This is a genomic window from Bacteroidota bacterium, from assembly GCA_016721765.1.
Classification (GTDB): domain Bacteria; phylum Bacteroidota; class Bacteroidia; order UBA4408; family UBA4408; genus UBA4408.
On record JADKHO010000002.1, the window covers coordinates 1 to 20,272 of the forward strand.

General features: G+C 38.7%; 16 protein-coding genes. 7 read left to right on the top strand and 9 right to left on the bottom strand.

The window, feature by feature from the left end; all coding sequences use genetic code 11:
- Positions 1 to 89: 89 nt before the first annotated feature.
- The 4 genes from IPP32_08440 to IPP32_08455 all read right to left on the bottom strand — a co-directional run bounded on the left by IPP32_08440 (position 90) and on the right by IPP32_08455 (position 6,456).
- Complete coding sequence (locus IPP32_08440) at positions 90 to 1,220, bottom strand: site-specific integrase (GenBank protein MBL0048106.1); 1,131 nt, start codon at positions 1,218 to 1,220, stop codon at positions 90 to 92.
- A gap of 146 nt (positions 1,221 to 1,366) precedes the next feature.
- The gene (locus IPP32_08445) at positions 1,367 to 1,756 is read right to left on the bottom strand and encodes a hypothetical protein (GenBank protein ID MBL0048107.1); all 390 of its coding nucleotides are present in this window, start codon (positions 1,754 to 1,756) and stop codon (positions 1,367 to 1,369) included.
- A gap of 308 nt (positions 1,757 to 2,064) precedes the next feature.
- Positions 2,065 to 5,175 (bottom strand): T9SS type A sorting domain-containing protein, encoded by a 3,111-nt coding sequence (locus IPP32_08450; GenBank protein ID MBL0048108.1) that lies wholly within the window; start codon positions 5,173 to 5,175, stop codon positions 2,065 to 2,067.
- Between the two features lie 390 nt (positions 5,176 to 5,565).
- Positions 5,566 to 6,456 carry a class I SAM-dependent methyltransferase gene (locus tag IPP32_08455; protein ID MBL0048109.1) on the bottom strand — a complete coding sequence of 297 codons (891 nt, stop codon included), beginning with the start codon at positions 6,454 to 6,456 and terminating at the stop codon, positions 5,566 to 5,568.
- Positions 6,457 to 6,578: 122 nt separating this feature from the next.
- Between IPP32_08455 and IPP32_08460 the strand changes: the two genes are divergently transcribed.
- The 5 genes from IPP32_08460 to IPP32_08480 are packed head-to-tail and all read left to right on the top strand — an operon-like array spanning position 6,579 to position 12,150.
- Positions 6,579 to 7,307, top strand: coding sequence for a 2-phosphosulfolactate phosphatase (locus IPP32_08460; GenBank protein ID MBL0048110.1), 729 nt, complete (start codon positions 6,579 to 6,581; stop codon positions 7,305 to 7,307).
- Between the two features lie 6 nt (positions 7,308 to 7,313).
- The gene (locus IPP32_08465; protein MBL0048111.1) at positions 7,314 to 8,300 is read left to right on the top strand and encodes a S1/P1 Nuclease; all 987 of its coding nucleotides are present in this window, start codon (positions 7,314 to 7,316) and stop codon (positions 8,298 to 8,300) included.
- Positions 8,301 to 8,338: 38 nt separating this feature from the next.
- The gene (locus IPP32_08470) at positions 8,339 to 9,973 is read left to right on the top strand and encodes a T9SS type A sorting domain-containing protein (protein MBL0048112.1); all 1,635 of its coding nucleotides are present in this window, start codon (positions 8,339 to 8,341) and stop codon (positions 9,971 to 9,973) included.
- A 29-nt stretch (positions 9,974 to 10,002) separates the two neighbouring features.
- Complete coding sequence (accC, locus tag IPP32_08475; GenBank protein MBL0048113.1) at positions 10,003 to 11,496, top strand: acetyl-CoA carboxylase biotin carboxylase subunit; 1,494 nt, start codon at positions 10,003 to 10,005, stop codon at positions 11,494 to 11,496.
- A gap of 42 nt (positions 11,497 to 11,538) precedes the next feature.
- Positions 11,539 to 12,150 (top strand): DUF4294 domain-containing protein, encoded by a 612-nt coding sequence (locus tag IPP32_08480; protein ID MBL0048114.1) that lies wholly within the window; start codon positions 11,539 to 11,541, stop codon positions 12,148 to 12,150.
- A gap of 248 nt (positions 12,151 to 12,398) precedes the next feature.
- On the opposite strand, the gene IPP32_08485 is transcribed toward IPP32_08480, so the two are convergent.
- The 4 genes from IPP32_08485 to IPP32_08500 all read right to left on the bottom strand — a co-directional run bounded on the left by IPP32_08485 (position 12,399) and on the right by IPP32_08500 (position 16,137).
- Complete coding sequence (locus tag IPP32_08485; protein MBL0048115.1) at positions 12,399 to 13,634, bottom strand: PP2C family protein-serine/threonine phosphatase; 1,236 nt, start codon at positions 13,632 to 13,634, stop codon at positions 12,399 to 12,401.
- Between the two features lie 29 nt (positions 13,635 to 13,663).
- Positions 13,664 to 14,596, bottom strand: a complete 933-nt coding sequence (locus IPP32_08490) for a UDP-3-O-(3-hydroxymyristoyl)glucosamine N-acyltransferase (GenBank protein MBL0048116.1) — start codon at positions 14,594 to 14,596, stop codon at positions 13,664 to 13,666.
- 104 nt (positions 14,597 to 14,700) lie between these two features.
- Complete coding sequence (gene efp, locus IPP32_08495; protein ID MBL0048117.1) at positions 14,701 to 15,261, bottom strand: elongation factor P; 561 nt, start codon at positions 15,259 to 15,261, stop codon at positions 14,701 to 14,703.
- A 213-nt stretch (positions 15,262 to 15,474) separates the two neighbouring features.
- A complete protein-coding gene (locus IPP32_08500; protein ID MBL0048118.1) occupies positions 15,475 to 16,137 on the bottom strand; it encodes a fused MFS/spermidine synthase in 663 nt (220 codons plus the stop codon).
- Positions 16,138 to 16,312: 175 nt separating this feature from the next.
- Here IPP32_08500 and IPP32_08505 point away from each other — a divergent pair, with 175 nt between their 5' ends.
- Together IPP32_08505 and IPP32_08510 are read left to right on the top strand one after the other, a co-directional pair.
- Entirely contained in the window at positions 16,313 to 17,905 is a 1,593-nt protein-coding gene (locus IPP32_08505; protein MBL0048119.1) for a PAS domain S-box protein, read from the top strand.
- A gap of 3 nt (positions 17,906 to 17,908) precedes the next feature.
- Complete coding sequence (locus tag IPP32_08510) at positions 17,909 to 18,304, top strand: response regulator (protein MBL0048120.1); 396 nt, start codon at positions 17,909 to 17,911, stop codon at positions 18,302 to 18,304.
- Here IPP32_08510 and IPP32_08515 read toward each other — a convergent pair.
- A complete protein-coding gene (locus tag IPP32_08515; protein MBL0048121.1) occupies positions 18,301 to 20,208 on the bottom strand; it encodes a RecQ family ATP-dependent DNA helicase in 1,908 nt (635 codons plus the stop codon). The two genes, IPP32_08510 and IPP32_08515, sit on opposite strands and share 4 nt — an antisense overlap.
- Positions 20,209 to 20,272: the final 64 nt, after the last annotated feature.

A 20,272-nucleotide genomic window follows, 5' to 3' on the forward strand; every position in this document is an offset into this window, starting at 1 on the left:
ACTAACTTGTAGCCGATGCAAAAATAGTAATATATTGGTATCCCCGCGGGGATTGCCGAAGGTTGGTGGGATTTGTTTTTTGGAGGTTTTCATAAACTGTCGAAGGGTGATCTTATTCTTTGCAATTCCTTATTGCTTACATGTGTGTAAATTTCCGTTGTTCTGCTGCTGCTGTGTCCCAAAATTTCTTGAATGTAACGCAAATCAATTCCGTTTTCTAACAAATGTGTGGCATAACTGTGCCTTAACCAATGCAAGGTGGCCGGTTTTGTAATATTTGCTTTTGCTAAACTCTGCTTTAATACCAATTGCAAACTGCGCTCATCATAGCGCTCACCCTTTATTTGCCCTTCAAAAATATAAACTGTTGGCCTCACACATTTATAATACTCCCGCAATAATTCCAACATCTTTAAACTTAAAGGAACAATCCTGTCTTTTCTTCCCTTTGCTTGCTTCACTATAACCAAACACCTATTCGAATCAATGTGCTCCGGTTTTAAACTCAGAAGCTCACCACAACGCAAACCACAACTGTATATCATGCTCAACATTGCCCTGTGTTTCAAGTTGAGTGAGGCGGTTAAAATTGCTTTTACTTCGTCTTTACTCAACACATTGGGCAATAATTTAGGGCGCTTGGGGCGATGTATCAAATCAATTTCAATTTGCCTGTTTTCAATCGTACTAAAAAATAACTTTAATGCATTAACCACCTGATTTTGATACGATGCCGATAATCTTTTCTTTACTATATAATCGTTGTTGTAAGAAATAACATCTTGATTCGAAAAACTGTCTAAACTGCGTCCAGGAAAAAATTTCAAGAATGACCTCAATGCATCTGTATACGTTTTAATAGTATTACTGCTGTATCTTCTCGAATTTAACCATCGTCTAAACGATTCAACCTTTTGCAAAATTTCGTCTGGTATGGGTGGCGAAATAATTGCTGGTTCCGCTGCTGGTGCTGGAATACTGGATAATTTGGGTTGAATTGCTTCAATCGGGGGTGCCTTTCTTTCAGGCTTCTGGATTGGCGCTTCACCCACCCTAAATCTTTTTCGATACTCTTCAGTATCGGGTAGGTGCCAAGCTTTTATGCTAACACTGTAGCGCGCTCCTTCGAGCTTTTTAAAGCGAGCATTTAAAGATGGTGTGTTTTCAAAATAAACAACAATGCGTTTTTGACCTTTGTGTAAAATTGCTTGAGCTTTCATTATAATAAATCTAGGCTGCTAAAATAGACTATGAAAGCTTTTAGGATGTGATGATTTTTGGATGATTTATTTTGATGCAGATTGACCTTACTATTTTAAGAAGTTTCAATAAAAGTAGTAAATTCAATAGCTTCAGGCAATCGCTTTTACAAATACTCCCTCAACCATTCGCGCGCCTCTTTCTCGCTTGTAAATAATTTTATAGGAAATCGCTTCCAACTAAATTTTAAAAAAACATTCGCCAGGGTTGCATGCAAGGGTTTATTAGAAATAACTGCCATTGCTTTAAAAAATTTTGGAAGCTGCGCCGAGATATAATCTCGCATTTCTTTGTTCATAATTCCGGTATGACTCGAATCAACAATAAGGCAGCATTTTTTGTCTGCGGTAAGTTGAGCATAGATTTTAACCGTTTCTTTTAGTTTTGATAAAGTTCTTTCACCCGGCTTCGAAACAGAACAAACAATTCCATTGCTATCTAACCAATGCCTGGAAATAGTGGTTTCAATAACTGTTGCAGAGGAATGTGGGGTCATTTTTTAGTTAATAAGAGGCGCTTAATAGCTAAATTATTATCCACAAAGGAATTAAAGAATTAGGTAAAATCAAAATTAATCGACACTAAAAACTCACTTATCTTAATTTCGGATAGTTTAGTCAGGTTTATGGTTAAAGCCGCTTTAGCAATTTTAGCCTTTTATTAAACTTGACAATCAACTAGTTTCAAAAAAGAAATAAGAAATATCAAAGTTAAAAGCTGAACCAACCTTAAAATTTCTTATCAGCTGCAAAAGAGTTATTCTTTCACGAAGGAATAGCATTCAAAAAAGAAATGGATGAAATTTTATTTCTCAATTACTAACTTTTGCGTGCTTTCTGCAAATTCAGTTTTTAATTGAAGTAAGTACATTCCGGCCGATAATTGCGGAAGTGAGAAGCGATACAATTGACCGGGATTGCCTTCCGAACGAAACAGCAATTGCCCTTCCATACTGCGGATATTAATTTCGCAACGACTTTCAATACTGCTTAAATCCACCGTTAGCTCACCTTTAGCAGGATTGGGATAAAACTTAAATGGGAGCATACGCGGACTATGAATTAATAGTATTGATGAAAAGGTGGCAGTACCGTCGTAATCGCTTTGCATCAACCGGTAATAATTGTAATTGCCACTCGCAGTATAGTCTTCAAACTCATATTTACGGATGTCGCTACTATTTCCGCTGCCATTTATTTTTGTGATGTTTTTAAAATTTACGCCATCTGTACTTCGCTGTAGCGTGAAATAATTATTGTTTTTTTCAGAAGCCGTTCTCCAAAACAAATGATTGCTCTTTGCGGTTGGATAACCATTAAAGGAAAGCAGTTCAATGGGCAACGAAATGTTTTTGGTGTACCAGATGGGGGCTGTCCAAACTAAATTTCCATCTGCTTCTGTTATTTCAGCATAGTAATAATAAGTACCACTACTAAAGGAATGCGTGTAACTCAAGTTTGCATTGTTGCTAACCGAAGTGAGTAGGGTAGGATTGGCGCCACTTCCGGGCACACCGTAATAAATTTTAATAGAGGTAATGGCATCCCCATCCGGATCGCTTGCACTCACTGTTAAAGTTGGATTGCTAAACTGTGTAGTAATGCTTCCCATGTTAATGGAACCATTAATCTTAAAACTCACTTGCTCGTTGTAATCGTCGCTGGCATAAAAACGCATGTTTAATACCGCATCAATAATGGCTGCTTTAGTTAAAGTGGTGGCAAGTAAAACAGTGCGCTGCTGACTACTCTTTCCCATTGTAGCCGAATTGTGGTTATCCAAATCGGCCAAAGGTCCCAAGTGATATCCTTTTGCCAATAAGGTATTGTAGTAGGAAATATAATTAGATGTGGATGGATCATTATAGGTTACACTTGTTGAATTATAAGGACCATTACGCAAGGCAACACCCACAATAGCATTGTCAAAAGTAGCATTGTAAGCACTGCCCAATAAATTTCCGTAATCGGTTGAATTGGGATGGTTAAGCGTGGCAAAAGCATTTGGTGTGGAGGCTACTAAATTAAATAGAGAAGCATAATTTCCTTTTGCGCAATAAATGGAATAGTTACCTGCATTCCATCCAACCAATTGGTCAATTCCGTAAATATTGGCGTGCCCACCTGTGGATATTGTTCCCCATTCCATGCCATATAAGGCAACAAAATCACTGTGACTGCTATTGTAGGCAGCTGCTTCGGAAATACCGCTAGCATACTTCGCTAAGCTCATCACCGGACCTTCGTTATGATTATGGTCGGATAGGCCCATATAGTTAAAATTTAAAGCCGTATTTCCTATGTCATAGCAGCAGGTAGCACTCGATGCACCGTTGCAAACATTGTCCATATCCCCATCCGAATAATCGGAATGAGAATGCAGATTGCCGAAATAATAATTATAGGTAACCGCATTTAATGTGGTGGCATTATTATTTATAGCCGTCGCAAAATAATTGCTGTTGCATCCGCTTCCATTAAATTCAAAAACCGAAAAATAATAGGCCGTTGCTGCTTGCAAACCGGTAATGGCAACCGATGTACCCGTTCCGGAATACACTACAAATTCGGCAGGAGCTACACTTGCACCTACCCCAAAAGTTGAACTCGCCGCGTAACTACTGCCATCTAAAGGTGCACCGGTAACCGCACCTGCTTCTTTCGCAACTACCAAGCAAAAAGCCCCATTGCCTCGAGTCCAATTTAAATCGAGCGAATTGGAACCAATATTTGTAATCGTTAAAGAGCTAGCAGCTACAGTAGGTTGCGCTGCTATAATACACGCAATTGTACTCACACTAAAAGTGGGAGCGGAGGGAAGTAAGTAGTTTACGGTGCAGGCCGAACCATTGTATTCGAAAATGCTAAAATAATAGGGCGTGCTCGGCGAAAGGCCACTAATCGTTACTGCACCCGCACTGCCGGTATACACCACAAATTGTCCGGCACTAATTGCAGTTCCACTTCCAAAAACAGCTAATGCAGCATATGCAGATCCATCAACAGGATTCGCTGTAACCGCAGCACCTTGACGCGCAATAACGATACATTCACTTCCATTTCCACGCGGCCAATTTAACGTAATGCTATTGGCGCCTACTGTGGGAGCTGTAATTACACCCGACTGTGTAGTGGGCTCCGGTGCAAGCGAACACAAGGAAGGAATATTAATGTTATCGAAATAAGCGAAATCACTGGCTCCCGTTGCGTGATTCCAAAAACAACCGGTATACAATAAGTCGGTTCCAGTGTAAGTATTGTCGCTGGTAGTAACTCCAAGCTGAGTATAGGTGGCAACCGTAGGATCCACAAAGGCAGCTAGGTTAGTGCCAATATATAAACTCCAATTGTTTCCAATCGGATTATAGATTACTTTAACCGTTAAATAATCTGTACTATAATCCGACGCAGGTGCAATAATATTGGTAATACCCGCATTCGAAATTACACCGGCGGCAAATTTTACCAATCGCAAATTATCGGATGTACCTGAATTTCCAAGCACAACGGCATATCCACTTCCGGTTAAAAAATTATTTGTGTTGCATCCAAGCACATAGCCTATTCCGTAATTTCCTGCGTCAAATCCTGATGGATCGGTGCGGGTGTGGCGGATGTTAAATGACCAGGTAAGAGAAGCTGTATTGGTCGAATACACCGAATTATACTGTGCCGAAATATCGGCATACACATAATCACGGCCGCTTGTAGCACTGCCCAAACGCAATTGGTTGCTCAACAAGGTTGCCGAACCGGGTGCACTGGTTTCGGTTTCTATCCAAGGAGCACCCACAGTATTATTATCTGCCCGCGTAAAATTATCTAACAACACAGTTTGTGCACCTGACGTAAAAAAACAAAGAAGTAAAAGTAAAAGCAAAACGGTATTTTTTTGCTTCAGTTTATATTCAGGCATTTAGGAGTAATTATTTTCGATACAAAGATAAAAAAAGCAGAAGTAATAAATTTGTGATTTATGCTTCTTTTTTATTGAAATTCACAGGCATATCCATAATCCTACAATAAATTAATTTATAATTAATTTATAATTAAAGAAGCAAAGTAGTTCTAAATGACAAGAGATAGGGCTTCCTATGTTACTAAGTGTTTCAAAAAAAACTAAAAGAAAAAAATAAACACATAGTCACATAGCCCAACCTTATGTAAAACCAATGTTTCCTATGATACTATGTGTTTCAAAAAATGCTAAACGAAAAAACAAACACATAGTCACATAGTCCAACCCTATGTAAACCCTATGTTTCCTATGCTACTATGTGGTTCAAAAAAAGCGCAATGCAAAACCTTACTTTTTTTCAAAAGTACCCTTCAAAGTATCACCCGCATTAAATAGATTTAAAGTAAAATTTATCGAAATTTTTGCCAGCTTAAAAACAAAGTTAGTCTCTGTTTTCTCCCGTAGTGATTCATCTTGGTAAAGAATAGAAGTATCTGCTTTGGCTGTATTGGAAATGCTTTTGGTAAACCTACTAAACGAAATTCCACTGCTTTCGAAATGTATCGTTTTGAAATTCGAACTGTGAAATAATTTTGTTAATGTGCGCTGTGTGAAATAACCCAAATGTTCGGGATACTCAATAATGTTCCACTTGTTTTTTAAATAGTACCGTGATGCCGAATTAAAATTGGGGGTGGTAACATACACGGCTCCACCCGAACGCAATATGCGGTGAAAATTTCGAAGCTCTTCTTGCGGATTGTTTATGTGTTCTAATACTTCAAATGAGGTAATCACATCAAAAAAATCAGCAGGGTAATGCTCGGGATTTAACTTTCCTTGCTGCATGTTAATTCCTTTGGCACTGCATATTTTTATAGCCTCATCCGTATATTCCGTTCCATACACATTCCATTTCCGCTCTCTTGCTGTCTCTAAAAAAAAGCCATCGCCACATCCTACATCTATTAGGTTATTTGTTTTGCGATAAGGCTCCAATTTATCCAACAATTCGTGGTAGCGTTTTATGGTAATGGCCGATATTTTATTTCCGCGTGGATAGGTATTGTAATGTGCTATAAGCTCTTCAATGCTCGGAATTTTTCGTGCAAATACAAATGAACAATTGTTGCACTGTGCCAGGTGATTAGAGGAATAAGCTTTTAAAATGACCAATTCAGTAGAAGTGCAAAGCGGACAATGCTCAAAAAAATTCTCAGTATGGGGGGCTATGCTCAAGTAATTAGGGTTTCGGTTCTGACAGGTACAAAAAAACAAATTAAAACCAATATCCCAAACAAATATTTATTTCCAGCATAATTTCTTTTATTTGTAAATCAATTCTTATGCTCAATAGTGTAATGCCAAATAATGTTCAAGTTTGTTTTTCGCCCGCTTCCTTTCCCTTGTTTAGGGACGATGAAGCTATTGTTGTTGTAATTGATGTATTGCGCGCCACTTCTGCCATTTGTACAGCCTTTGAACACGGTGTCGAAAAAATGATTCCCATCTCAACACTTGAAGAAGCCTTTGAATATAAAAAACAAGGCTTTCTAGTTGCTGCTGAGCGCGATGGTTCGATTGTGGAAGGTTTTAGTTTAGGGAATTCGCCTTTTAGCTATATGGATGAATCCCTGCAAGGAAAAACAATTGTATTAACCACTACTAATGGAACCAAAGCGATTAACGCAGCAAAAAATGCCCATAAAGTGGCAATTGGTTCTTTTCTTAATTTAGATGCTTTAGCAGAATGGTTGATAGAGCAAGAGCGCAATGTTATTTTGCTTTGCGCCGGATGGAAAGATAAATTTAATATGGAAGATAGCTTATTTGCAGGAGCTCTTGCCGAACAATTACTCATCACTAAAAAGTTCACTTCCGATTGCGACTCCGCTCGCGCTGCTGTGCATTTGTGGAATTTTGCTTCCGAAGATTTGTATCCCTTTTTACGCAACTCTTCCCATCGCAACCGATTGGGACGCTTAAATTTGGATAAAGACATACGTTATTGCCTCACACCCAATCAAACCCGCTGCATCCCCATATTAAAAGAAGCTGCATTGGTTAAATTAGAAAAAGACTTGGTTTAATTGCCCATGAATAAAAAACTGATTTTCGGCCTTAGCCTGTTTATGCTTTGCCTGCTTTCCTCCAAGCTATTATTTTCGTGGGGATTTTTTGCACACAAGCGCATTAACCGCATGGCTGTGTTTACGCTTCCGCCGGATATGCTTAGCTTTTACAAGAAACACATCGATTACATTACCGAACACGCTACCGATCCCGATAGTCGTCGGAATGTGGTTCCCGACGAAGCACCACGCCACTACATCGACTGCGATCACTATGGAGAACATCCTTTCGACAGTATTCCCCGGTTCTGGAAGGATGCCGTTAAAAAATATTCTGAAGATTCGCTTAAAGCCTATGGCATTGTGCCTTGGCACATTGATGTGATGATGCGCCGACTTACCGATGCTTTTAAACAAGGTAACATTGATCGAATTTTAAAAATTTCAGCAGAACTAGGCCATTACATTGGCGATTCGCATGTTCCATTGCATACAACCGAAAATTATAACGGGCAGCTTACCGGTCAAAGAGGAATTCACGGTTTTTGGGAAAGCCGCATTCCCGAAATGAAAGCGGAGGAGTATGACTATTTTGTGGGTCGTGCAGAATACATTGAAAGTCCTATAAAAAAAGCTTGGGAAACGGTGGAAGTGAGTTTTTCAGAAAAAGATTCTGTTTTGCTTTTTGAAGCAGAATTAAACAAAAAATTTTCGGGCGATAAAAAATACAGTTTCGAAAACCGTGGCGCATCAGCAATTAAAGTATATTCGCCCGAATACACCAATGCTTACGATAAAATGCTCGATGGCATGGTAGAGCGTCGCATGCGTGCAAGCATTATTACTGTGGGAAGTATGTGGTACACGGCATGGGTAAATGCAGGGCAACCCAATCTTGACAGACTCGATACCAAAGAAGTATCTGATTCCTTGCGCAAAGCCAATGCCGCTGAGGAATATTTATGGAGGAATGGAAAACCCCTCGAAAAAGTGAAAGGTCACGAAGATTAGTGTTAAGCTAATCGGTATTAATTCATAAAATCTGTAATATGAAAACAAAAACTTTACTCTTGATACTGTTTCATGTTATTGCGTTTTCATCTTTTGCCCAATGGGTAACTTCCTACAATGGAATTGATAATGCAAATGAAGATGCAAAATCTGCTGTATTAACTGATGAGCACGGATATGCCGTTTGTGGCCGATCCGATTCAGCCTTTAAAAAGCGGGCTTTGCTATATAAATACGATGGTTTTGGAACGCTTAGCTGGACAAAAATTTTCAACACCCCCTATTCCTGTGAAGCTTTTTCGGTGGTGCAAACCAACGACAGTTGTCTCGTTATATTGGGCTATGCCAATACGGGTTCCGCTTTAGCCAATTTCGAAATATTTATGGCTAAAGTAAAATTGGATGGTACCGTTATTTATCAAAAAATAATCGGTAACAATTCAAGTGATGAAACTGCCTATGCAGCCGATATGTGCCCCGATGGTGGAATTATTGTAGCGGTGCAAACCAATAAAAACCCCGGATCTGCTATCGATTTAATGCTGGTGAAAATTTCTTCCTCAGGTAACATTCTTTGGACAAAAGATATCATTGATACCTATTTTGCTGAAGTTCCTGTTGCCGTGAAATGCGATGCCTATGGCAATATTTTGTTAACCGGTTACATGATTCCTGCCATTACCAGTAACCCTATGTTTTATGATATGTTTCTCATTAAATGCGATCTAACAGGCAATCTCATTTGGGCAAAACGTTTGGGTGGAACAAAATTCGATCAGGCCAACAATCTTGCAATTTTGAACAATGATAGTGGTTACGCAATTTGCGGACGAACCGAATCTTATGGTTCCGGAGGTGGCAGCACTTCTGCCTATTTAACTGTTCTCGATACCGGAGGATACGAAAAATGGTCACGTACCTTTAGTTTACCTACCTTTCAATTGATCGAATTTTTTGGTGTTGCAGCAGATTCACTCAACAATATATTTGCTTGCGGATTTATTCAAAACTACAACAATAATAACCCTTCCTTACTGGTTAAATACGACGCCAGCGGCAATGTGCTGTGGAATACAATTTATGACGATTCTACCAATAGAAATTCGGTTATGAATTCAATAATTAACAAGTATGATCTCACCCTTCCTTTTCAGCAATTTTTAATGTGTGGGCGCTCCGACCGCTTTAATTCTTCTGATAATATCGAAGTTAAGATAATTGCTGAATTTGGCGTTTCTTGCGGCGATCCAAGTAATTCTTTAAGTGCCTATGTAGTGGATAGCGGATTGGCTGTTAATCTTTGGAATATTAACGATAGCATTGCCATCCCAATTGCAGATCATGGTAGCTATGGACAAAACTATAGCGCAGGAAATACTTATTCCCAATGCAACTTGGTTATAGGAAGTGATGAGATATATGATAGTTTTGAGATGGAACTTTTTCCTAATCCTGCACATTCAAGTTTTGAAATCAGGGTTTCGGATCAAACAATGTTGGATGCCACAATTGCCATTTATGATGTATTTGGTGAAAAGTTGAAGACTTTAAAAATTGATCAAACTCAGAAAAGCATAACTATAAATTCAACTTACCTTCCTGCTGGAATTTATTTAATTCAGTTAAGTAACAGCAATGGCAGGCAGTATACACGTACTTTGGTTATAAATTGATACCCAAAAAAGAGATAGTAAATCAGGATATGAAAAAAATATTGATAGCAAATAGGGGAGAAATAGCCATTCGCGTAATGCGCACGTGTAAAGAAATGGGCATTAAAACGGTGGCCGTGTATAGCGAAGCAGACCGTAATTCACCCCATGTTAAATATGCCGATGAAGCAGTGTGTATTGGTCCTCCGCCATCCAATCAATCCTATTTACGCGGCGAAAAAATTATTGAAGTGTGTAAAAAATTAAACGTAGACGGCATACATCCCGGTTACGGTTTCCTTTCCGAAAATGCCGATTTTGCTCAAAAAGTGAGCGATGCCAAACTCACATTCATTGGCCCTTCGCCAGAAGCCATGAACATTATGGGCGATAAACTATCAGCGAAGGCAGCTGCGAAAAAATACAATATTCCCATGGTTCCCGGCACCGATGGGGCTATCGACGATGTGAATGAGGCTAAAAAAACAGCCGCAAAAGTTGGTTTCCCAATTCTTATAAAGGCATCAGCAGGTGGCGGGGGTAAAGGGATGCGCATTGTGGAACGTATGGAGGATTTTGAAGAACAAATGAAATTAGCGGTGAGTGAAGCTACTTCAGCTTTCGGCAACGGAGCAGTCTTTATCGAGCGCTATGTTGCCGGTCCCCGACACATCGAAATTCAAGTGTTGGGCGATACGCATGGAAATATAGTGTACCTCTTTGAGCGCGAATGCAGTGTGCAACGCCGCCATCAAAAGGTAATTGAAGAAGCCCCATCGAGTGTACTCACACCCGAAATTCGTGAAGCCATGGGCAAATGTGCTGTGGATGTGGCGCGCGCTTGCAATTATGTAGGTGCCGGTACAGTTGAGTTTTTGCTCGATGAAAATAAAAATTTCTATTTCCTCGAAATGAATACCCGCCTGCAAGTGGAGCATCCAGTAACCGAAATGATTACCGGTGTGGATTTGGTAAAAGAACAAATTGAAATTGCCCGCGGCAAAAAAATATCGTTTACCCAAAAGGATTTAAAAATTAAAGGACATTCCATCGAAGTGCGCGTGTATGCCGAAGATCCCGCAACTAATTTCTTACCCGACATCGGAACCCTTCAAACTTATCGTCGTCCGCAAGGCAATGGTGTGCGGGTGGACGATGGCTTTGAAGAAGGAATGAGCATTCCCATTTATTACGACCCTATGATTTCGAAACTCATATCTTATGGTAAGGATAGGGAAGAGGCCATTGCCAAAATGATTAGAGCAATTGATGAATATGAAATTGTGGGTGTGGAAACCACTTTGAAATTTTGTAAATTTGTACTCCAACACAATGCTTTTATTTCGGGTGATTTTGATACACATTTTGTAAAAAAGTATTTTACACCACAATCGCTGCAAACGGATGATGCTGCTGAAAAAGAAATAGGAGCCTTACTTGCTGCCCACTTTCTTAGCCATGCAAAAAAAGCAACTCAGGTTGTGCTTCAAAACAATGATGGAAATAACAGCAAATGGAAAAGAAACAGGCTTTCGCAAGACTAATGCTTTTGGCACAAATCTTGAAAGCTTAATGTGCTACATATCATGAAACGTATTTCTCTTTTTGTTTTTGTTCTCTTTGCCATTCAAGGCTTTGCTCAAAACGAAGTGATTGGCGATAAAAAAGCACCCTCTGTTGATTTAAACCACATTCGCACCTATGCCACCGTAATTGATGGCGACACCATTCCGCTCATTTACCTCAGGCCCGCCTATAAAATCGAAGACCGCACATTTGCCAATCAAGTGCAAAAAAATAAGTGGAATCGCTTGGTGCGGGATGTTAAAATTACCTATCCCTATGCAAAACTGGCAGGAATAAAGTTGCGCAACTACAACGATATGCTGGCAGGCAAGTCTGAGTCAGAAAGGAAGGCACTCATGAAAAAAGTAGAGCGCGAATTAAAAGATGAATTTGGCCCCAAATTAAGCGACCTAACCATGAACCAAGGTCAATTGCTGATGAAACTCATCGATCGGGAAACCGGAAATACTTCCTACGAAATTGTGAAAGAATTGCGCGGTTCCTTTTCAGCCTTTTTTTGGCAGGGAATAGCAAAAATATTTTCGTCCGATATGAAAAAACGTTATGATGCGGATGGGGATGACCGCAAGATTGAAGACATTATAACTCTAATTGATAAAGGATTGATTTAGTGAAGTGTATATATGTTTAATTAAACTTATACATTAACAAAAAAATGCTTCAATATTTCGCTTTTTATAAGGAAGGAATTCTATTAGGCAAATGCACACCATTCTTTAAAAAAATCTCAGCTTAAATTCAAATTTTAGCCAATTACTCATCAGCCTTGATTTTTTGCTTAATTTTGATCAAGCAAAAAGTGAGAAAATGTCCATCGAAAAAACAGAAATTACTATCTGATTTTATAATCTAAGTGGACTTAATTAAACCTACAACTCAGCAAAGCAATATCATCGATATAAGGCCTATTTTGCTTGAATTTGTTTAGCGAATTTATAAGATAGGAATTCACTTCATGCATCGGCAATTCGGATTTTTTAACCAGCATACTTGCCACTTTTTCATATCCAAACTCTTCATCCATGTTGTTGTTTTGTTCCACCAAACCATCTGTGTAACACAATAAAATACTGCCATGGGCTACGGTAATGATGCCTTCTTTAATGCGTTTAATTTCCTCCATCATCCCTAAACCTATGCAACCTGTTGTGAGCATCATAGGATTGTGCTTGGAAATAAGTAAAGGGGGATTATGACCTGCATTTATGTAGGTAAGTACCTTGGTCACCGTATTGTATTTGGCAACAAATAAGGTAATAAATTTCTCGCCTTTGGCATTGTTAAATACCAATTCATTTAGTTCGAGGATTACTTCCGGTAAAGAAGAATTGTGCTTAAACAAAGCACGCAAATTAGCCTGAAAATTAGCCATCAACAAAGCTGCCGAAACCCCTTTTCCCGATACATCGGCCATACAAAATACCACTTCATTTTTATTGATACGAATAAAGTCGTAATAATCACCACCCACTTGCTGATGCGGCTGATAATAGGCTGCTATCTCCAATTTATCGTCGTTGGGCAATGAGCTGGGAAACAACATGGATTGCATCTCCGAAGCCATTTTCATTTCCTTACGTTCTCCTTCCTGACGAATATTTTCGAGGGTGAGCTTTTGGTTTTCGATGGCAACTAATATAATGTTGGTAAGCGTTTGAATAAAAGGCAAATGCTTAATAGTTGGACTCATTTCCAACTTATCTTCATCAATATCTCCGATAAGCAAATAAGCAATTGCTTTAGAATTGTGAAAAACAGGAATCACCACATCAAAAGTGGTGGAATTTCCAAAAACATTTATTTCGGTAATTTCTTTAAAGCGAAGTATGCTCTCATCAAACTTAATCTCATCGTCCATATCCATATCCATCCCTTGCTTGAGCACGCAAATCCAATTAGTGGCATGAATAAATAGCGCCAGTTTGCCAATCTTTAAATCGTTTACTAAAATCTGCTCATAAATGTTGAATAAATCTTGTGTAGGAACATTGCTATTAATCGCCTTGGTAATTTCCAAAAGCGATTTTAGCTTAAGATTATTCATTTTTCTGCGTGACAGAATTCCTTCTCCGCGCTCTTTGCGATCGTCCTTCATGCAGCAGAAATTAATGTAGTGAATTTCATTTATTGATTTTCATTTTCAAACAATTCATTGATACGCTTCAAGTAGGCAATTTCCTTCATTTTATGACGGGCATCTTGCACCGGAGAACCAAAGTAGGTGCGGTTGCCTTCAATACTTTTGCCCACTCCCGATTGTCCTAACACTACAGCACCTTTGCCAATCGTTAAATCTTTTTGCACGCCCACTTGTCCCCAAAGGGTAACATCGTCTTCAATGGTAACTACCCCGGCAACGCCCACCTGTGCAGCCATTAAGCAATTTTGCCCCACCACTGTATCGTGACCGATATGTATCTGATTGTCGAGTTTCGTTCCTTTTCCAATGCGGGTATCCGCTGATACTCCTTTATCAATTGTACACAAGGCACCAATTTCTACATCGTCTTCAATGACTACCCTGCCGCAAGAAAACATTTTATCAAAACCACTTGGTCGCTTCTTAAAATAAAAAGCATCTGCGCCAAGCACGGTTCCTGCATGAATGGTAACATTATCGCCAATTAGGGTGTGATCGTAAATGCTCACATTTGAGTGTATAATACAATTTTTACCAATTACAACATGTTCGCCCACAAAAACGCCGGGTTGTAAAATGGTTCCTTCTCCAATTTTTGCTGTATCGCTAATAAATTTAGTAGCTGCTTGAAAGGTGCGGAAATGCTTGCACAGGTAAACATAATCCCGAAATGGATCATCCGAAATAATGAGTGCTTTGCCTTCCGGACAAGGTAATTCCTTATTTATAATAATGGTGGTAGCCTTGGATTGAAGCGCCTTGTCGTAATATTTAGGATGGTCCACAAAAGTTAAATCCCCGTTTTCAACATTGTGAATTTCATTTATTCCACTAATCTTAAAATCAGCAGCTCCGTGGTAATTAGCGTTTATAAGTTCAGCTATTCGCTGCAGCGATTGCACTTCGTTTAACTTCATGAATGTTGTTTTTGTAGAAAAATGACACTTTAAATTTACGAATATTAATTAAAAAAAGGCTAACCCCTAAAACGGAATTAGCCTTTTCTGATTTTTATAAACTACTATTTAACACGCTCATTGTAGGAAAAAGTGCGGGTATCAATCTTTATTTTATCGCCTTCGTTGCAAAATAGTGGAACGTTAATAATGGCGCCTGTTTCAAGTGTTGCTTGTTTCAATGTGTTTGTAGCAGTATCGCCTTTTAAACCCGGTTCGGTGTAGGTGATTACCAATTCCACAAACGTAGGTGGCTCGGCTGCGATTGCAATCTCATTTTCAAAGGCCACTTTTACTTCCATGCCTTCTTTCATGAATTTTAATCCTTCGCCAAATAAATTTGAGGCTATTTCTAATTGCTCAAATGTAGCATTGTCCATACACACAATATTTTCACCTTCGGCATAAATGTATTGCAACATACGGTATTCCACACGCGCCAATTGCACTTCTTCGCCCGAACGAAAACGATATTCAACCGATTTTCCGCTTTTAAAATTTTTCATTTTAGCTTGGTAAAATGCTCTTAAATTGCCGGGTGTACGGTGCTGATATTCAGTTATCAAACACAATTCATTATTAAATCGGATAAAAGATCCTACACCAATGTCAGAAGTTGTTGCCATACAAATTTTTACTAATTTATTTTTTTTAGAGCCGCAAATTTAAGCTAAAAGTGCGAATCTGCAAGTGTGTGCTTTAGCTGAAAGAGCAATTGTGTTTAACCGCGGAGTGCGCTGAGGAGACGCAGAGGGTGCGAAGATTATAATAAAAAGAATATCAACTTCGCGAACCTTGCGCGATCTTTACGTGCTTTGCCGTAAATGAAATTATTCACTTTAATAGTTCATCAACATTCGATTGCCACCCGGAATGACAAGTGTTTTTGCGAAAGGAAAAACAGCAGTGAATCGCTCCGCCACTAGTGCAAATTGGCTTTCGTGAAGGGGATTATCGAGTACATAATTAAAATAGAGCTTCCCGGCATCCGCTAAATGCGCTTTTAGCAAGGTAATGAAATGTGTTTGCTGAAATTGTTCAGGCACATCAATTTCTTGAAATAAATCCACCGCTATTAAATCAAACTTTTCGTAGCTGCTTTCAAGGTAATGCAAGGCATCGTCCTCTATCACACTGCAGTTTCTCAACTTGTCAAAATCAAAATACAGTTTAGCCAATTTAAGCACTTCACTATCTATTTCAACTCCGGTGATGCTGCAATTAAATTTCAATTCCTTTTGCAGGATGTGGGCAATACTGCCTGCTCCAAATCCCAGTATCAAGGCATTTTTGGGTGATTTGTTGCGCAGTTTTGTAACCGCAAATGCCCGTTGAAATGCTTGATGCAAATTCCCAAAAGAATAATTTGCCCTACCGGAATCCAAAATAAATTTATTGTGATGCAGCATTACCCTTAATTCAGCATTGTGCACCGAATGTGTTTGATACACCAAACGGTCGAAAAAATAACTGCTTAATCGAAATAAAAAGGGGTAATCCATTGAAGGGTTTTACGAATTCGGTGCAACATTATAAATTAAAAATGAAAGATTCATCGCTGTAAAGCAATAATTTGTCAAGTTGCTTTACTTGCTAAGTCTAAAAATGCTAAAGATTAATGACTTAGTGCTTACTTTAGAAAAAATATATCGGGGGGAGGGGGTTAATAGCATCACCATGAATTTACTAAAGAGCTTTTGGTATTTTGTTACAAACTGCGGGATTAATTCATTTGTTTCTGATTCAGAAATAAAACGCATTAAAATCACCAATCAATTGTGTTTGCTTGCCTTTGGGTGCTATTTACTTTTTGATATATCCTTTTTAATTTTTCAAATACCCATTTTTCAGTTTGATTATTTTATAACCGGATTGTTTTTTCCGGGTGTGCTTTATTTAAATCATAGCGGTAAAAATAATGCGGCAAAATTACTCCTATGTAGTATTTTGTATTTCGGCATTTTTATCATGCTGTTTTTTTATGGTAAAACCTTCGAAACCAATTTACTCCTGTTTCCGGTGCTGCAAGTGCCCTTTTTTATTTTTGATATAAAACAGCGTAAATTTATTTTGATCACTTTGGTTATTCCGTTCCTAATCTTTGTGGGGATTAACCTTTCGGGGATATCTAATCCTGCACAGTTTAAAATAAGTGATACCGACATTGCCATTATGCGAAATATGGTGCAGTTGAGTGCCGTGATAGTATTCTTTTTAGTGATCTATTTTTATTCCCGTTTAAATCAAAAGTCAGAGCAATCGCTCACCTCCATGAACAGTTTGCTGGAGGAGCAAGTGCAAACCATTTTCGAAAACTCATCGGATGCGCTTTTAGTAATCGATACCGATCATAATTTGATAAGCAATGTAAATCGCTTTGCTGTGGAGCTTTTTGAGGGTAACGATAAGGAAGATTTAATCGGAAAACAGGTTCCGGATTTACACAAGGATAAATTTAATACGGAGCAACTTATCGTAATTCGAAAAAATCTGAAACTCCGTAAATATTGGAATGGCGAAATCGAATTTGAAACACTAAAAGGCCGCAGCTTTTGGGGCGATTTATCTGTTAAACGAATTGAAACGTCTCTTAAACCTTATCAGTTGGTTCGTGTAGCAGATGTTACCCAACGAAAGCATCATGAAACCCAAATGCAATCTTCCTTAAAAGAAAAGGAAATCCTAATTGATGAAATACACCACCGCGTTAAAAATAATCTTGCCATCATTTCGAGTTTATTGCATTTACAATCGAGCCAAATTGAGGATAAGAAATTGTTGGAAATATTTGATGAAAGCCGCAGACGCATTCAATCCATGGCGCTTATTCATGAGAAATTGTACCACAACGAATCACTGGAAAAAATTGATTTTTCAGACTATGTTATTGCGCTTGTTGATTCCATTAAGGGTTCTTACAATGCATCTGATACTTCAATTACGGTGACTACCAATATCAAAAATGTTCACCTCGAACTGAAACATGCTATTCCTTGTGCGCTTATTTTAAACGAGCTTATTTCCAATTCATACAAACATGCTTTCGCAGGACAAGAGCAAGGACTTATTGCAATTGATATTTATAAGAGCGGTTCGCAACTTTCGATGACCGTTAAGGATAATGGAATAGGTATGAGTGAGCATACAAGTATAACAAACAGCACCTCATTGGGCCTAACGCTTGTAAGTTCGTTGGTGAGCCAAATCAGAGGAAATATGGTGCATCAGAATTCAAATGGATCAAGTTTTCAATTAACTTTTAACACCTAACACATGGCAAAAATTTTAATCGTGGAAGATGAAGCAATCATTGCACTCTCTACCAAAAAAAGTATCGAAAAAATGGGCCATACCCAAGTCACCATTGTGGATAGCGGTGAGAAGGCAATACAATTTGTGAAGGAAAATCAACCTACCATCATTTTAATGGACCTGAAAATAAACGGCGATATGGATGGCATAGAAACGATGGAAGAGATTCGTAAATTTTCGGATGTGCCGGTCATTTATACTACCGGAAACTCAGATCCAAGAGCGAGAGAAAGAGCCAATGCTACTACAAAATCCTCTTTTTTGACAAAGCCTATCGAGAATTCAATATTGCATACAGCCCTTCAAAAATATCTTTTTGTTTTTCCGATTTCGTTTTACTTGAACATAAACCTTTAGCGTTTCCAAGTCAAGAGCTCATTCTCACTAACTATTTTTCCACTGTCAATCAGGTTTTGAATAACTTGTATACTCTGTGCTTCTTTTTTGGAATTTAAGGCTTTCACCAAATCAGTTAGCGAAAGTTTTTTTGCTTCGAGTTGGGTTTGTGCCTTCTTTGCAAGTTGTTCAAACAAAGGAGCGCTTAATTCGTTCGACTTGTTTTTTGCTAAACATACATCACATACACCACATGCTTGGGTATTGGTTTCGCCAAAATATTGCAAGAGCAGCTGACTGCGGCAGAGTTGGGTGCTTTCGGCATATTTGATTACTGCGCTAAGTTTTTTTATGGCAATTTCTTCTCTTACTTGCAATAGTTCAGGAGCGATGGTCAATTGCTTTGTATCCACCCGCGCTCTTGTGAAACAAAGCTGTGGAAGAAAAGTTTGAGGCAAATAGTGCAACACATTTAGTTGATTCAGCTGCATTAAATTTGTTACAACATCCTCCTTTTTTAATTCACTTCTTTTAGCCAGGTCACTTTCGTGGATGCTGATAAAATCGTCGAATGCACCGGAGTAAGAGCGGAGTATGGTTTTTAAAAATGCATCGTACTTCGCGTTGCCAATTTGAAATGCGTACAAATCAGCTTTATTCATCCGCAATTTTATTTTAGAATGGTTGTTCGCATTTTCACTTAAAGCTAAGTATTCTTGCTTTTCTAAAAATTTTAAACAGTTGTAAACATTGTTCACCTTGAGGTTAAAGGAGGAACAAAATTGAGCAATATCAAAATCGTAAACAGCATCTAAACCGGCGCCAATTGCTAATTTTAAATAGTTGGCTAAAGCTTGATAAACAATTTTTATTTCGGCAATTTCAGGAAAATTTTGTTGCAATCGGAAGCGACTTTCTTCGGCATCGATACCTTGAAACAACAGCACCGCATAAGATTTATTTCCATCTCTACCTGCCCTTCCTGCTTCTTGAAAATAAGCTTCCAAGCTATCGGGCAATTCCAGGTGCACCACAAAACGCACATCAGGTTTATCGATACCCATTCCAAATGCATTAGTACATACTATAACTCTACAAGTATTTTTCATCCAAGCACTTTGCTTTTCGTCGCGTACTTTGGGATCCAAGCCGGCATGGTAAAAATCGGAGCGTATGTTATTTCGATTTAAGAAGTTGGCAATTTCCTGCGTTTTTTTGCGGTTGCGCGCGTACACAATTCCACACCCCGGAATATTATTTACAACCTTCAACAAACGGTTCCATTTATCCTCCTCCTGTAAAACGACATAGGCTAAGTTTTTGCGCTCAAAACTTGCTTGAAATACACATTCTTTTTTAAAGGCTAATTTGGCTTGAATATCCTTTACAACATCTGGCGTAGCTGTAGCTGTTAAAGCCAATACATTTAATTTGGGCAACAATTCACGCAACTCGGCGATGCGTAAATAGGCCGGTCTGAAATCATAGCCCCATTGTGAAATACAGTGTGCCTCGTCCACCGCTAAAAAGCAAATTTTCATTTTTTGTAAGCGCACCCGCACAAGTTCAGTACCAAGGCGTTCGGGCGATAAGTATAAAAATTTTACTTTGCCATACACACAATTGTCCAGCGCTACATCAATTTCGTTTTTTTTCATGCCTGAAAAAACTGCAGTCGCTTTTATGCCTCTTTTGTTGAGATTATCCACTTGGTCTTTCATCAATGCAATCAGTGGAGAAATTACAATGCAAATGCCCTCCATGGCTAAAGCAGGCACTTGAAAGCAAATGGATTTTCCTCCTCCGGTTGGCAAAAGCGCAAGCGTATCGTTTCCGCTTAAAATGGAGCCAATAATATCTTCCTGCAAGGGCCTAAAAGCAGTGTGTCCCCAGTATTGTTTTAAAATTTGATGTATGCTTTCCATTTGCAACGAAGATACAAAACAAAATAGCCCTTGGAAAACCAAAGGCTATTGAGTTGGATTATTT

Bases quoted from the DNA above. Each gene is read 5' to 3' on its own strand.
- IPP32_08440 (MBL0048106.1), bottom strand. From the start codon at position 1,220: ATGAAAGCTCAAGCAATTTTACACAAAGGTCAAAAACGCATTGTTGTT.
- IPP32_08445 (MBL0048107.1), bottom strand. From the start codon at position 1,756: ATGACCCCACATTCCTCTGCAACAGTTATTGAAACCACTATTTCCAGG.
- IPP32_08450 (MBL0048108.1), bottom strand. From the start codon at position 5,175: ATGCCTGAATATAAACTGAAGCAAAAAAATACCGTTTTGCTTTTACTT.
- IPP32_08460 (MBL0048110.1), top strand. From the start codon at position 6,579: ATGCCAAATAATGTTCAAGTTTGTTTTTCGCCCGCTTCCTTTCCCTTG.
- IPP32_08465 (MBL0048111.1), top strand. From the start codon at position 7,314: ATGAATAAAAAACTGATTTTCGGCCTTAGCCTGTTTATGCTTTGCCTG.
- IPP32_08470 (MBL0048112.1), top strand. From the start codon at position 8,339: ATGAAAACAAAAACTTTACTCTTGATACTGTTTCATGTTATTGCGTTT.
- accC (MBL0048113.1), top strand. From the start codon at position 10,003: ATGAAAAAAATATTGATAGCAAATAGGGGAGAAATAGCCATTCGCGTA.
- IPP32_08480 (MBL0048114.1), top strand. From the start codon at position 11,539: ATGAAACGTATTTCTCTTTTTGTTTTTGTTCTCTTTGCCATTCAAGGC.
- IPP32_08485 (MBL0048115.1), bottom strand. From the start codon at position 13,634: ATGAAGGACGATCGCAAAGAGCGCGGAGAAGGAATTCTGTCACGCAGA.
- IPP32_08490 (MBL0048116.1), bottom strand. From the start codon at position 14,596: ATGAAGTTAAACGAAGTGCAATCGCTGCAGCGAATAGCTGAACTTATA.
- efp (MBL0048117.1), bottom strand. From the start codon at position 15,261: ATGGCAACAACTTCTGACATTGGTGTAGGATCTTTTATCCGATTTAAT.
- IPP32_08500 (MBL0048118.1), bottom strand. From the start codon at position 16,137: ATGGATTACCCCTTTTTATTTCGATTAAGCAGTTATTTTTTCGACCGT.
- IPP32_08505 (MBL0048119.1), top strand. From the start codon at position 16,313: ATGAATTTACTAAAGAGCTTTTGGTATTTTGTTACAAACTGCGGGATT.
- IPP32_08510 (MBL0048120.1), top strand. From the start codon at position 17,909: ATGGCAAAAATTTTAATCGTGGAAGATGAAGCAATCATTGCACTCTCT.
- IPP32_08515 (MBL0048121.1), bottom strand. From the start codon at position 20,208: ATGGAAAGCATACATCAAATTTTAAAACAATACTGGGGACACACTGCT.